Source organism: Paenibacillus sp. FSL R7-0189 (assembly GCF_037969925.1).
In the GTDB taxonomy this organism is placed as follows: Bacteria; Bacillota; Bacilli; order Paenibacillales; family Paenibacillaceae; genus Paenibacillus_AQ; species Paenibacillus_AQ odorifer.
Genome location: NZ_CP150223.1, coordinates 2,155,829 through 2,169,502, shown reverse-complemented (window position 1 = coordinate 2,169,502; position 13,674 = coordinate 2,155,829). Strand labels below are relative to the sequence as shown.

The following is a 13,674-nucleotide window of genomic DNA, read 5'->3' as shown; positions in this document are numbered from 1 at the left end:
ATTTTCAGGGAGTTTTTCCCTAATTAGTTTAAACCCTACCGCAAGCCGTACGAAAATCACACCTAGCAAGTCGCCCACCGCCCACTGCCTACGCCCACCGCCCACTGCCTACGCCCACCGCCTACGCTCACCGCCTACGCTCACCGCCTACGCCCACCGCCTACGCCCACCGCCTACGCTCACCGCCGCTCACCGCCCCACCGCCTATCGCCCAACCCAATATCATAGAACACTACGTGTGGTGTCATATGGCACAGTAAAATCCAATACTTTTCTTTTCAATTCCATTCCATAAAAAAGAAGCTGCCCCAAGTAGAATTCACTACTTTTGAGTTTGCCTCTTACGAATAATTATAAAGGAAACCCCATCGAGATTACCGCACCGCCATTTCTTCGGTTGCCTGCGCTGATCTGACCTCCACAACGCTCGATGATTGCGCGGGAAATAGCCAGTCCAAGTCCGGATTCTCCGTCTTTTCCTTTTACAAACCGATGGAAGAGATAGGGGAGCAGATCGTCCGAAATTCCAGGACCATCGTCACTTACGGATAACAGGGACCGGCCCTCCTTGACCGAAACATGGATATAGATATGTTGGTTAGCGTAACGTGTGGCATTCGATACTACATTAAGAAGCGCCTGTAGCAGCTTATCCCTATCCGCGCGGATCGTAAGAGAATCTTGATGATCGTGGGAGATATGGAGGGTTAATTCTTTTTTCATCAATAGAGGGTTCATTCTTTCGATGGTTTCTGTCAGTAGATCTTTTAAACAAATTTCCGTAGGCTTGAATATATCTTCCTCGCTGTCCAGCTTCGCAAGTAAAGTCATTTCGGACACGAGCTTCTTCAAGCGGCTGCTTTCGCTCATGATAATGTCTAGCCCTTTTACTACATTCTCACCTTCAAAAACACCATCCTTAATCCCTTCAGCGTAGCCGGAAATGGACATTAAGGGGGTTTTTAATTCATGAGACGCATTCTGGAAAAATTGTTTCTGCACATGGTTGAAACGATTTAATTCATCTGCCATGTCATATACCGATTGAGCGACGGATCCAAGCTCTCCACCAGCTTTAATTAATTTAACATCTGAGAAGCGGCGTTCTTTGACTTTGCGGAGTTCTTGTTGCAGCCTCATTAGAGGTTGAATCAGCTTCTTGGTGATAAATAGGCCAAATAGGAACATAAATGCTCCCGCTGCACTGAAAACGATCAGCAGTCTTCTGAGCAAAGCTTGTTCAATAGCAGTGACTGTGCTCATAGGGGTTAGTAGAGTTAGCGTGCCTATAGGTGTAGCCTTCACTTCAGTAATATACCGTGTATCTGTTCCATTCCAAATGTTCTGGAGCTCAGTGGCTTGGCCTGTGACACTCTTGGCATCGTAGTTTATTGCAATTGAACTCATCTCTGATGATGTGGACAAGACTTTTCCTGTCTCATCGCTAAGAATGGCTTCGACGCCTGGAGTGCTTAGAGAAGGTATGGTCACGGGCAGAGCTTCCAGCTGAGTGCCAATCTCCCCGATGTATTTACTTTCTTCAGTCAATGTAGCTGACATCGCCGCACCAATGGTTCTTAAATCCTCTTTTTGTGTTCCGACAAAATGGTTGAGCAGTACAAAATGGATCACGACAGCAGTAATAGATAGTAGCAATACCAATGCAATACTAAAGGCTAAATTAATCTGATGTGCTAGTTTCATTCGTATGCTCACCCCCATCTGTTCTCATGCGGTATCCGTGTCCCCATACAGCCTCAATGGGCAAATGCTCCAGTTTTTTGCGCATCCGTTTAATTAGATGATCCACGGCGCGATCACTTCCAAAATAGTCGTCTCCCCACACATAGCTCAGCAGCTCATCTCTTGTAAATGCCCGGTTAGGGGCATCCGCGAATACTTTTAGCATGGTGAATTCCTTGCTGGTCAAGTCCACCTCTTCACCACACCAGAATACACGTCTTTCTTCCGGCAATAGTAGAAGCTGGTCGATTTCAAGACGGGTGGAAGTGGCCTGACTGTGCAACTTTTCGGCCTGATTACTCATTTTGTACCAGCGTTGAAGCTGCCGTTTGATCCGGGCGACTAACTCACGAGGACTGAACGGCTTGACTAGATAATCGTCACTGCCAAGCTCCAATCCTAATATTTTATCCACTTCATTATCTCTTGCGGAGATCATAATGATCGGTACTTCGGCTTCGTTACGAATCCTTTTACAGAACTCATAACCATCCATGCCGGGGAGCATAACGTCGAGTACCCACATATCCGGGGGGCTTGTCTGCCACAAGGTCCATGCTTCCTCAGCGCTGCCAAGGCCGATGGTGTGGTAATTTTCTTTTTGTAAATAAGCTTCAACAAGATTGCGTATATGTTCATCATCGTCGACTACGGCAATGAGGTATGGATTATTCATTTCGGGTTACCTCCAAATTATTCTCCTACAAGTATATCAATCCAGAGGTGGGTAGGGGCGGCTGCCATCGTTTTTCCACAAATTAACCAATGTTCTGCCACACCCATTTTGTAAGCTTGGTCTTGTAAGATCATTCGAATCGACGAGGAGTGTTGTATTTATGAATCAACAGATGTTATTTAAAAAGTTAGCGCTGTCCACCCTGCTAGTGTCCGCCGTTGCTGCACCGTCTGCAACGAACGCAGCAAGTGGAGCACAAGACGGAAACACGAAAACAACGGCCGCAGCCGTGGTTACTGCTGCCTCTAAAGGAACAATTGCCACTAAAGTAACCACTATTGATTGGGTAGATCCCCTGGAGTTGGCTAAGACCTACGCACCTAATACCCAAGAAGACTGGAAGAACACCTTGGATCAGTATTATAAGGTTGCTGGATTTAGTGTAACCGCACTTGCCGAGCTTGTGCCTGCGGAACTGGTGGAGGGAGTTCAATTATCAAAAGAAATACTATCCACCGAAGCTCTACCTGCGGGATATATCGAAGCTGGTCGTAACCTTGAAGTAGTACCTGTAGTCAATGATATGAAGGTAAATAGCAATATCACTACCTCAATTAAAGCAGTAGACGCGACTTCAATTGCTATTTCCATTCCAGATCTTAGCGACGCGGATAAAGCTTTTTTCAAAGCCCAAGATGATCTGAATAGTGCCGCTAAATCCAAAGATGCGACTGTGATCAAGGAAGCTTTAGCTAATCTGTTGGACCAATATAAAGAGAAGATCAAGGAGCTTGAAACAGCCAAATAACGGCGATTAGCGAGGCTTGATACAGAATAGAGATACTGAAAAGGGTAAAGATAAAAGACACCTCGCGGGGTGTCTTTTTTGAATGCATATCAATCTTCACGCTTTGCCTTTGGCCCTTACTTGCTTCCGCCAGTTCACACCGATCACCCCGGCGATGATCATCACTGTACCAGTCCAATGGTACCATTCCAGTTGCTCATTCAGCAGAAGTACACCACCAAGAATAGAGACAACTGTTGAAAGACTGCCGAAAATGCTCACGCGTGAAGCCTCCATCCGTGATAAAGCATAGTTGGAGAGGAAGGAGGTCACGAGGGAGGAGAGTACGCCGAGATAGAGCATGGAGAATATAAATTTGGGCTCTTGAAAAGGTGTGAAATACTGATCCAAGGTTCCTGCCGAACCATGCTTAATGATCGAAAGTCCATTAAAAAATATAAATCCGAACAAAGTAATCATATAGGTAAGTTCTTTGGGACTCCAGGTACGTGTCAGCTTTCGAGCTGCAACATTATAACCGGCAAGGGATAAAGCTGAGATTAGGATGAGCAAGACGCCCCAAAGACTAGAAGAAGAGATACTCAAACCTGGAATGGCAAAGATAAGAATAATGCCTGCAACTGAGATTAATGTAGAGATCTTTTGGAAGCTGCTCGTGGTTTCCTTCAAGAACATCGCCGCCAAAAGGATGGTGAAGATGGGCATTGTTGCCTGAATAATACCCGCTACAGCGGAGGTTGTATACAGAAGTCCATACGCTTGAAGGGTGAAATACAACGCTGGATACATTAAAGCCAGTGGGATGATCACTGCGGCCTTGGATATTCCAAACTTCACCCGCCCCCACCCTGGAAAAGTAAATAAAGAAGCGGCAAGGAAAGATAACGTGAAGCGATGAGCTAGCGTATCAAAAGGATCCGAGACGGTTAGGGCCATTTTTACAAATATAAAGGAAAACCCGACAATAATAGCATTCAAGACAGCTGCTGCTATCGCTTTTTGAGTAGAAGATGTATTCATTAGGAAAGACCTCCAAAGTGTTGCGCGCATTTAGGTACCGGTCCTGTTCTGCTCTTTATTCTAAGGCTAGAGTAGCTGTGCTACAATGTAATTATTATTCATCTGTACCGGTACAGAATAAGCTTGGAGGAAGGTGAAAGGGATGTATAAGTATTCGGAGTTAATCAACGAGCTGGAATTGCAAATCGCCGAGGATACGTATCGTGAGGGGGATAAATTACCGTCTATCCGGGAGTTGTCCTTACGTTATGGATGTAGTAAAAGTACGGTTATTCGCGCGTTGCAGGATCTTCAGGACAAACATTTAATCTATGCCGCCTCAAAAAGTGGTTATTATGTCATGAAACGAAGCGGACAGCGAAAAGACGAAGGTGCACATTGGATCGATTTTACGGTGTCTGCACCCGACCCGGATATTTTTCCGTATCTGGATTTCCAACATTGTATTAATAAAGCGATTGATATGTACCGCAATGACTTGTTCATCTATGGAACGCCGCAGGGGCTTCCTTCTCTTATTCGTGAAATGCAGCGCCATCTGGCTTCTTATCAGGTATTTGCCAATCCGGATCAGATTTTTATTACCTCAGGTGTGCAGCAGGCGCTTGGCGTATTGACCCGAATTCCTTTTCCGAATGGCAGGCAGCGAGTGCTGATTGAGCAGCCGGGTTACCCGTTGTTTATGGAATATCTGAAGACGTATGGCATTGAGACAGAGGGGATAAAGCGTTCGGATGCTGGGATTGACTTGAATGAATTAGAGCGGTTATTTAAGACAGGCCAGTTCAAGTTCTTTTATACCGTCCCGCGATTTCATAATCCGCTTGGCGTCTCCTATACCCGTACCCAGAAGAAGGCGATTGCTCAGCTAGCAGCTAAATACGATGTATACATCGTTGAGGATGACTACATGGCGGACTTGGAGCAGGATGCAAAAGAGGATCCGATCTACGCTTATGACGATGCTTCCCATGTGATCTATTTGAAAAGCTTTTCCAAAATTATATTTCCGGGCCTGCGTGTCGGTGTCGCTGTACTGCCAGAGGTCCTGTGTGACTCTTTTAACCGATTCAAAAGACTGATGGATATAGATAGCTCTATGCTGTCTCAGGCTGCCCTGGAGTTGTATCTGAAAAGCGGAATGTTCGAGCGCCACCGAAAAAAGATGCGTTCCTGCTACGAAAAAAGATCCACGCTGCTCCATGAATCGATTATGAGAGAGTTAGATACAGCAACAGCACAGCATTATTCTTACCATCCAACCGGCCAGCTTGGCGTGCATACGTATCTGAAGCTTAGTGACAGCGTAAAGACAGAACAGATGATCAAACGTCTGCAAAAAAAGTTCATTCGCATCGAAATGGCGGACAGCGGTTATTTGCCCTCTTTTAATAAAGAGAAGATTCTAAAGCTTAATGTATCCAGTGTAAAAGAGCCGGATATTCGCTCTGGCATTGAACAGGTAATGCAAGAAATACGCTGAGAGCGCAGCGATAAATCAGTGGATAATAATGGTGGAAATGCTGGGAGCCATCTATAATAAAAGGTCAGTAATCCCTGATTTCTCTATAAATATCCGAACACATTTTCTGGTGCAATCTTCGGCCGAGTCATGCGGACCCAGATGACGTTATTTGCTATTTATTAGCCTTTGGAGAAGAGTTTCGGACCCCAGCGCCGCTATTCAAGTAGAAAGTGATCATATTGAGTGGTGTTCACGCTAACAACTGCTGTGGGGTCCGATAGCACTCTAAAAGTGGGAAAAAGCCGCTTTTAAGGTCAGCTGTGTCCGATATCGAATTGGCTAAGTGCAAATTACCAAGATGCTTTATCCATCTTTGCTTGGGTAGCAAGTATCAGCAACAAGCAAATTGAAAGCTGTCGTTCCTTTCGGTACAATCCATTCCAACATCGTATGATTCCATCAAAAAGGGTGATCACTTGCGTAAAGATACGAAAACCATCGGCGAGGTGGCTAAGCTGCTGGGCACAACTATTAAAACCGTTCGTTATTATGACGATATCGATCTATTGAAACCATCCAGCCACAGCGAAGGCGGACACCGTTTATATACTCCTGAAGATATTTCCCGCCTGCGGCTGATCACAACGTTACGTTATTTGGATTTCGGCATTGACGAGATTCGCCAAGTTATCGCTGGAGAAATCCAGCTCACTACAGCACTCAACTGGCAGATTGAAGCTTTGGAGACCCAGGTCAGTACGCTGACCAATATGATTTCGATTCTGCGCCAAGCCCAAGAGCATGTCTCAACAGGTGATTCCATGGATTACATGAATGAGCTGGTTGATTCTTTGTCCATGAATGCTGATAAGCGAACCCGGTTCATCTCCAGTAAAATAGAAGAAATACAGCCGCTCGGTCAATTGCCGTCCGAATGGCGGGATACCTTTTTATATTTGTTCAATAAATATATTATGAATGAAGTCAAAGTGACAGCCGGACAAACCGTAGCTTGGAACGAACTGCAAGCACTTATGAACGATACACAGTACATGGAGGAGCTTGTCCGATTTGAGCTGCCTTTTTTCAATATGGTTAGGCATCCCCGCGTTCCCGCTGCGGTTTGGATTCGGACGCTGGAGAATATCCGAATTCGGGTGGAAGCAGCCTTGCAACAAAAACTATCAGCAGACAGCGCTGTTGTACAGGCAATTGTTGAAGATTTTGTGATGATGTATGCAGGTCCAGAGCAGTTCCGCGATAAAGCCGCCTTTTTCCGCCAATATGCTCATTTGATGCAAACTGCTCCTACCGAACGGATAGAACGCTTTAATAAACTATGCTTGCTCCTCAATCCCAAATGGGATGTTATTGTGAGAGGTAACGCCTTGCTGATGGAAGGGCTACAATGGAAGCTTGGGCAGGAGAATTCTCATTCCGCACCTTGTTGAAGTGTATACTTCGGATGGTCTCCCAGGTTGTTATTCAAATATTGCAAGGGCTGTCCTTTTAAATAATGGTCAAAAAAATCCAGCGTATATTCATTAATCAGCTCATGTGTTCCGCGCACATCTACATCTTCTATCCATTCAAACAAGGGGGTAAGCAGATATAGATCTGAGAAGCTCATGTGCTTGCTGTGTTTGAAGGTCAGCCAATAGTTCCCGCCTGCAGTTACTGGCTCATACCGTGCGAATAGCTCATTATAGTAGGCTGTAATCTCTTTCCTATCCGTCCCTAGTGCGGCGATTTCAGCATCGCTGGTTTGGTCTACTCCTTTTAAGGTGTCATCGGCACTCATGAGCAGAAAAGGTTTCTTCAAGCCGTCTGCAGGAATCCGCTTTTCACCGTAAAGCACCCCATCCATATCAATGCCTGCTTGAATTCTTTGATCCTCTATCAGCATCTGCACCGTTGTGGCTCCCCCAAAGGAATGACCGAACATGCCCATATGTTCAAGATCGATCCGGCCTGTAAACAGACCACTAGGATCGTCCGCAGATAAGGCCTCCATTTGATCCAGCACATACTTAGCATCTTCTACCCAGATTTCATTACGCCGATCCATAAAAGAATACTTCATTTGCTCATAGCCTGTTTTTCCTTCTGAATCAAACTTCACCACAGACTTGTCTGGAAATACCGAAGCTACGCTGCTATAAGCATGTTCAATCCCTACGACAATATAGCCGTGGCTTACCAATTGCTCGACTTGAAAGGTGTTCTGATTCTTGTAGCCCATAAATCCATGCGAGAAAAGAAGCACCGGATATTTAGTTTCCGTATCTGCCAAACCGGCATTCGCAATAGCGTGGGTGTTGGCCAGTTTTAATCCTGAGAATAAAAACTCCGGCAATTGTAAAAATTCATGTAGTCCTTCTACATACGGAGTCGGATCAGATAAATATGGCGCCGGGCTCCCTGGAGCCTCTGAACTTGCTGGATACCAGATTTGCACCATTAATTCGCGGGAGTCACCAGATGTTTCCGTGAACTTTTCTTCCCGTGCAGAATCGGTCCAATGGTAGGTGACGGTTCCTATCTTGTAAGGACCTGTGGGCTCCGCAAAAGAAAATACAGGGAACAGGAGGGGCAGAGCAATGGAAACGGCAGCATAAACCGCCCCAACTCCAGTCAGCACTAGTGTTTTCCAACGCCGTTGCGGTTTTCTTGCTGCCTTTGCTGCGGATCGGAAGAAAAGTCTTGTTCCGCCCACGTTTGCCCATAGTGTGATCAGATACACTGGAATCATCGGCCACCGCAACCCTTCCACGAATGCATGGATAAGCAGTAAAGCAGTAGAAATCCCGCCGCCGATCAGCCACCCGCGCTGTGTTTTGGGCTGTCCTAAGGTTAGCCAACCCAACAACAATACATTAAATAAGACAAGTGTGATTTCAAGTAATCTCATAATCTATAATCCTCCTTGGTTTTCTTTTCTGGCTGCTGTACTGAATCCAAGTATAAAACCTCCTGTTAGGGGAGAATCAATGCTCACTGTGACTTCACTATATTTAGAGGATTATTTAAGATTTATAACAAGAAAAAAAAGAGACCGGGTTCGGTCTCTTTTAGTTATTTCTCGATAGGAGGTATGAATTAATTCGCAAAAAAGTTCGGCAGGAACTCTTTATTAGCTTCCAGCATTTCGTCCAGCATCCGAATCGCTACGTCCACGGACGGAACAAGCGGGTGATGTGCGAGCGCCTGAAGGGCAAGGGCGCGGTCTCCGGTTACAGCGGCGTCAATCGCCAGCTGTTCATAGGTTTTGACAGCATGAATGAGTCCTTTAGCCATGGTTGGAATTTTGGTCAGTGGCAGAGGTAGCGGGCCGTTTTTGGTGACCACGCAGTTCACTTCAATGCTGGCGTCATCTGGCAGGAAGTCCAATATGCCGCGGTTAGCGACATTTAGGGTCTGAATGTCGTTTGATCCGTTATGGAGCGATCTCATGAGGTTAACAGCTGCTTCTGAGTAAAAAGCACCGCCGCGCTGTTCCAGCTGCTTCGGCTTCTCGCTTAGCTCTAGATTGCCATAAAGCTCGAAGAGCTCTTCTTCTACACGTTTGACGACTTCAGCACGGTTAATGCCTTGTTTATGGGATTCCATCTGCTCTTCGAGCATGGCATCGGTCATATAGAAATATTTTAAATAGTATGAGGGCAGTGCATGAAGGGATTGCAGGAATTCCGGGTTCCATTCTCTTGCCGGTACGTTCTTAGCGCTGTAGCTGGTTGTATCTGCAAGCATATCATCCAGCTTGTCTTCACCTTCAACATCGATACGAGTAATCCAGTGCAAGTGGTTGAGGCCCACAAATTCGGCATATACGCGGTCTGCTGCTACATTATATTTGGCAGAGACTTGCTTGATCAGGCCGATAGGTGCGTTGCACAGGCCAATACTTTTAACCTTAGAATATTTCAGAACGGCTTCGGTGACCATCCCAGCAGGGTTAGTGAAATTGAGCAGCCATGCGTTGGGAGCCAGTTCCTCGATATCACGGCATACATCCAGAATAACAGGGATGGTGCGCAGTGCTTTCATCATTCCCCCAGGACCTGTTGTTTCTTGGCCAATAACGCCATATTTGAGCGGAATCGACTCATCACGGGCACGGGCATCAAGCATGCCGACACGCATTTGGGTGCTGACGAAGTCGGCGCCTTCGATAGCTTTACGGCGGTCTGTTGTCAGATGAACCTCAATCGGAAGGCCGGATTTCTCCACCATACGTTTTGCCAAATTACCTACAATATTCAGCTTGCGAAGACCAGGCTCAATATCTACAAGCCATAATTCGCGCACGGGAAGTTCTTTATAGTGAAGAATGAATCCCTCTACTAATTCTGGGGTATACGAAGAACCTCCACCGATAACTGCAATCTTTAATCCTTGGTTAGCTGCCAAGATTAATCACTCCTGTCTTGTAGTTTGTTTGATCGATTCATAATCCTGAAATTTCCGCATTTTGTCATATACTTCACTACTAAGGGCCAATCCATCTTGATCCATAGCTGACCATACTGCACCGACTACAGGCTCTGTGGCAAGGGTAACCACGGTTGCCTGAGGGGCTGCAGCATGTACAGCTTTCTCGATAGGCTGGCGAATCCAACCGCGATCCCCTCGGGTTAGCAGACTTCCTGCCAGCACCACATCGAAGGTCTCCTGCTCCATGCCTAGCTTGTGAATGATAGCTGCCGCAGACTTACCTAGTTCAACCCCTTGCCGATGTAAAATCTCCAACGCTACGGCATCTCCTTCAGCTGCTGCTTCAAAGAGCAGGCGAGCAACATTTACAGGGACTTTTTTCCAATGATCGAGGAAATCGTGAAACATATGCCCAACTTCCTCATAACCTAGCATTTTTAGCAGTAAGCCTGTTAAGAGGGTGGGCTGTTCCCGGCCGTCCCAAGCTCGGATAACGGAACGAAACACCTCAATATTGAGTGCGCCACCTCCGCCAAAATCACCGTACATATAGTCAAAGCCGCCGCATTGATAATGCTCTCCCTGCAGGTTTCTGCCTGCTGAATTGGTGCCGGTGCCGCAGATGAGCGCGACACCATATGGGCGATTCGTTCCGGCGCGTAGACCGATCATAGTGTCACAGTTAATAGTGTATTTGGTGAATCCTATCTGGCGTATCATCGGATGGAGAATAGCGTAGTCGGCCTCGCGATCAGCACCGGCAAGTCCGAGATAGGTATGCTGGATGTCTTCCAACCGGAGTCCGGCTTCAGCCAGTGCCCCGAATGTGGCCTCTTGAATACTGTTGGCGGCCTCAAGGGCGCCTGTCTGGTGGTTGCCGTTACCGCTCTTGCCTTTACCAAGAACATTGCCATGTTCATCGCTTAGCAGAGCATAGGTTTTCGTGCCTCCCCCATCGATCCCCAAGTAGTAAGTCAATGGTCGTCACTCCTAGTGTATAAAATTTAATCTACTCAGCTCCGGTAGACTCACGTACGATAAGTTCCGGATCAATCCGCATCCCGGCTCCGCGTTTCATCTTTCCAGAGATGCGTTTGAGCAGCATATCCGCGGCTGCCAGCCCGATTTTATCCGCAGGCTGACGTATTGTTGTCAGATGTGGATGAAGCTGTGAAGCAATATAATGATCGTCATAGCCGACCACTGCCACCTCTTCGGGTACCTGAATACCCGCTTCCATCAGGGCATTGATGACTCCTAGCGCGATATTGTCATCCCCGGCGAATACGGCGGTGGGCAGCTTTCCTTCCTTCAGCCAACGTTTGCAGGTATCGTATCCCATACCAATATCGAAATCACCTGGTACGATCTCAAAGGGGGTCAGCCCTTGTTCCTGAAGCGCCTGTAGGAATCCACTGCGCCGCTCCCGCGTACTCCGGAACATTTCCTGACCGCAGAGATGAGCGATTGAAGTATGTCCCAGCTCCAGCAGATGACGCGTAGCTGCATATCCCCCCTTGAAGTTGTCGATCGTGATGGAGTAGGTATCATTTTCGGGCTTCTGATTATCTATCAGCACATAAGGGATACCCCGCCGTTTTAACTCCACAATATAATTGTCCTCTTCCATTGGAGAGAGCAGAATTAAACCGTCTACACGATCCTCCTGAATTAAATAATGGCTGTCATCCGATTCGATGCCTGTTGAGATAGATATGGCTAAAAAATAACCATGCATCGCTAATATTTCATTCAGCTCTTTGACCACTGCGTCAAAAAAGGAATCTTGCAGGGTAGTGACAATAATGCCGATAATTCCCGTCTTACCGCTTGCCAGACTGCGTGCCGCAGCATTAGGGCGGTAATCCAGCTCTTTAATTGCCTCCAGTACCTTTTGGCGATTATTCTCACGCACCGATTCGGCCCCATTTAACACCCGGGATACGGTTACAACGGATAATCCGGATTTTTTGGCTACATCAAAAATACTCACTTTCATCTTTAATTCTCCTCACGGCAGATTTTCCGATCCTGTTTTCTACTTTCAGTATACAGGGTTGGCAGACTGTCCGCTAAACGTATGATTTCACGCAGGTATACCGTCCCTAAAGGGGGCGGTATACCTGCCAAACAGTTATCGCTGAATGATCTCTGTAACCTTCTTCTGAATCGTCGCCATCACCTCTTCAACCGTCTTATGTCCAGTTTCTACTGGCTGCAATTCATTAATGAACATGTCATTAATTTGCGAGTAGTTGGTGATTAAGTGGTTATAGGATTCGAAGCCGTAGTTAACAGCACCCTCGTAGACATTTTTGATATCCTGTGGATCGATACCGTCAAAATGTTTATAGTAAGCTTCTGCAGCTTCGGTGTTGACTGGCGGGTTACCGCCACTAAGCTCAATGGATTTCTCTTGCACTTCGCTTGTGATCAGGTATTTGATCCATTCAAAAGCTTCCTTCGGATGTTTGGAGTCCTTCAAGATCAGCAGCGGATCGACATAAAGGGTGCTGCGTACCTTATCGTTGCCTCCCCATGGGACAGCAGCAACGCCAATTTTGAAGGGGAAGTCATTTGCGCCTGCAAGGTTCCATGAGCCTCCGATAGACATGCCGATTTTACCAGCAACAAAGGGATCACCGTTCTGTCCAGCTACGCTTTTGCTCCATTCGGAAGAAGGAGAGACTTTATCCTTAAAGACAAGATCAAAAAGCTTGTTGTAGGCAGCGATCACCTCGGGGGAGTCAAAATAAGTCTCGGAAGGCACGCCGCCATTAGTCCATGTATCTTCTGAGTAAGGCTCCGCTCCAAAATATAATGGCCGCATATCGCGTTCGGACCAAGTGAAGTCTACGCCATATTGAGTTTTGGCAATATCATCGGATACAAGCGTCATTTGTTTAGCTTCGTCGACCATTTTTTCAAACGTCCAGCTCTTATCTTCATAATCGCTTGTTGGATAAGTCAGTTTGGCGGCATCAAACATGTCTTTGTTATAGAGCATTAAGGTGACATACATATTGACCGGGATGCCGTAAGTGTGATCTTTAACCTTGTAGATGCCCATCAGATTCTCTGGGATGCTGTAATCCTCTGCCTTGAAACCATCCTCTTTCATAAGGTCGGTCATATCGAGCAACATACCCTTATTGTAGTATTCTGCGAAACCTCCATACCCCCAGTGACTTGTCACGTCGGGCGATTTGCCGCCGGCAATTAGCGTTTGCAGCTTGCTGTCGAACTGCTCATATGGCGCTTTTTCCACTTTCACTTTAATATTCGGATGCTGCTTCTCGAAATCAGGGATTAACTTTTCGACAAATGTGCGGTCTTCTGAATCTATTGTGTAATGGGTAATCGTTACCGTTTCTGCTTTGCCTCCAGAATTAGTAGAGCTACCGTCTCCTTCAGATAGGGCGTTACCCGCCGATTTGCCGCCGCTACAGCCTGATAAGGCTAGAACAACGAGCATGGTTGCTGCAAGTAAAAGTGCAATACTTTTCCTGTTCTTGTTCATTAGCTAAA

11 protein-coding genes are annotated in these 13,674 nt (G+C 46.5%); 3 read left to right on the top strand and 8 right to left on the bottom strand.

All coding sequences use genetic code 11. The features are described from left to right. Nucleotides 1-351: 351 nt before the first annotated feature. Together MKY63_RS09275 and MKY63_RS09270 are read right to left on the bottom strand one after the other, a co-directional pair. The gene (locus MKY63_RS09275; RefSeq protein ID WP_038568173.1) at nt 352-1,704 is read right to left on the bottom strand and encodes a HAMP domain-containing sensor histidine kinase; all 1,353 of its coding nucleotides are present in this window, start codon (nt 1,702-1,704) and stop codon (nt 352-354) included. After that, entirely contained in the window at nt 1,682-2,419 is a 738-nt protein-coding gene (locus MKY63_RS09270; RefSeq protein ID WP_076297227.1) for a response regulator transcription factor, read from the bottom strand. The genes MKY63_RS09275 and MKY63_RS09270 overlap by 23 nt, the downstream gene beginning before the upstream one ends. A 160-nt stretch (nt 2,420-2,579) precedes the next feature. On the opposite strand from MKY63_RS09270, the gene MKY63_RS09265 reads away from it, so the two are divergent. Next, entirely contained in the window at nt 2,580-3,227 is a 648-nt protein-coding gene (locus MKY63_RS09265; protein ID WP_076297228.1) for a hypothetical protein, read from the top strand. Nucleotides 3,228-3,323: 96 nt separating this feature from the next. Here MKY63_RS09265 and MKY63_RS09260 read toward each other — a convergent pair whose 3' ends face one another. Continuing rightward, nucleotides 3,324-4,247, bottom strand: coding sequence for a DMT family transporter (locus MKY63_RS09260; protein ID WP_036687214.1), 924 nt, complete (start codon nt 4,245-4,247; stop codon nt 3,324-3,326). 142 nt (nt 4,248-4,389) lie between these two features. On the opposite strand from MKY63_RS09260, the gene MKY63_RS09255 reads away from it, so the two are divergent. Together MKY63_RS09255 and MKY63_RS09250 are read left to right on the top strand one after the other, a co-directional pair. Continuing rightward, complete coding sequence (locus tag MKY63_RS09255) at nt 4,390-5,730, top strand: PLP-dependent aminotransferase family protein (protein ID WP_076316575.1); 1,341 nt, start codon at nt 4,390-4,392, stop codon at nt 5,728-5,730. 458 nt (nt 5,731-6,188) lie between these two features. Further along, on the top strand, nt 6,189-7,163 hold the full coding sequence (locus MKY63_RS09250) for a MerR family transcriptional regulator (RefSeq protein ID WP_256717074.1): 975 nt from the start codon (nt 6,189-6,191) through the stop codon (nt 7,161-7,163). On the opposite strand, the gene MKY63_RS09245 is transcribed toward MKY63_RS09250, so the two are convergent. From MKY63_RS09245 to MKY63_RS09225, 5 genes are all read right to left on the bottom strand, one after another. Beyond that, nucleotides 7,145-8,623: an acetylhydrolase gene (locus MKY63_RS09245; protein ID WP_076316576.1), complete on the bottom strand. Its 1,479-nt coding sequence runs from the start codon at nt 8,621-8,623 to the stop codon at nt 7,145-7,147. The genes MKY63_RS09250 and MKY63_RS09245 overlap by 19 nt on opposite strands. A gap of 188 nt (nt 8,624-8,811) precedes the next feature. Continuing rightward, nucleotides 8,812-10,122, bottom strand: coding sequence for a 6-phospho-beta-glucosidase (locus MKY63_RS09240; RefSeq protein ID WP_076101120.1), 1,311 nt, complete (start codon nt 10,120-10,122; stop codon nt 8,812-8,814). Nucleotides 10,123-10,128: 6 nt separating this feature from the next. Continuing rightward, a complete protein-coding gene (locus tag MKY63_RS09235) occupies nt 10,129-11,124 on the bottom strand; it encodes a BadF/BadG/BcrA/BcrD ATPase family protein (protein ID WP_326046954.1) in 996 nt (331 codons plus the stop codon). 31 nt (nt 11,125-11,155) lie between these two features. Continuing rightward, the gene (locus MKY63_RS09230; RefSeq protein WP_076101123.1) at nt 11,156-12,145 is read right to left on the bottom strand and encodes a LacI family DNA-binding transcriptional regulator; all 990 of its coding nucleotides are present in this window, start codon (nt 12,143-12,145) and stop codon (nt 11,156-11,158) included. Between the two features lie 135 nt (nt 12,146-12,280). Beyond that, the gene (locus MKY63_RS09225; protein ID WP_076141426.1) at nt 12,281-13,666 is read right to left on the bottom strand and encodes a sugar ABC transporter substrate-binding protein; all 1,386 of its coding nucleotides are present in this window, start codon (nt 13,664-13,666) and stop codon (nt 12,281-12,283) included. Nucleotides 13,667-13,674 lie beyond the last annotated feature (8 nt).

Bases quoted from the DNA above. Each gene is read 5' to 3' on its own strand.
- MKY63_RS09275 (WP_038568173.1), bottom strand. From the start codon at position 1,704: ATGAAACTAGCACATCAGATTAATTTAGCCTTTAGTATTGCATTGGTA.
- MKY63_RS09270 (WP_076297227.1), bottom strand. From the start codon at position 2,419: ATGAATAATCCATACCTCATTGCCGTAGTCGACGATGATGAACATATA.
- MKY63_RS09265 (WP_076297228.1), top strand. From the start codon at position 2,580: ATGAATCAACAGATGTTATTTAAAAAGTTAGCGCTGTCCACCCTGCTA.
- MKY63_RS09260 (WP_036687214.1), bottom strand. From the start codon at position 4,247: ATGAATACATCTTCTACTCAAAAAGCGATAGCAGCAGCTGTCTTGAAT.
- MKY63_RS09255 (WP_076316575.1), top strand. From the start codon at position 4,390: ATGTATAAGTATTCGGAGTTAATCAACGAGCTGGAATTGCAAATCGCC.
- MKY63_RS09245 (WP_076316576.1), bottom strand. From the start codon at position 8,623: ATGAGATTACTTGAAATCACACTTGTCTTATTTAATGTATTGTTGTTG.
- MKY63_RS09230 (WP_076101123.1), bottom strand. From the start codon at position 12,145: ATGAAAGTGAGTATTTTTGATGTAGCCAAAAAATCCGGATTATCCGTT.
- MKY63_RS09225 (WP_076141426.1), bottom strand. From the start codon at position 13,666: ATGAACAAGAACAGGAAAAGTATTGCACTTTTACTTGCAGCAACCATG.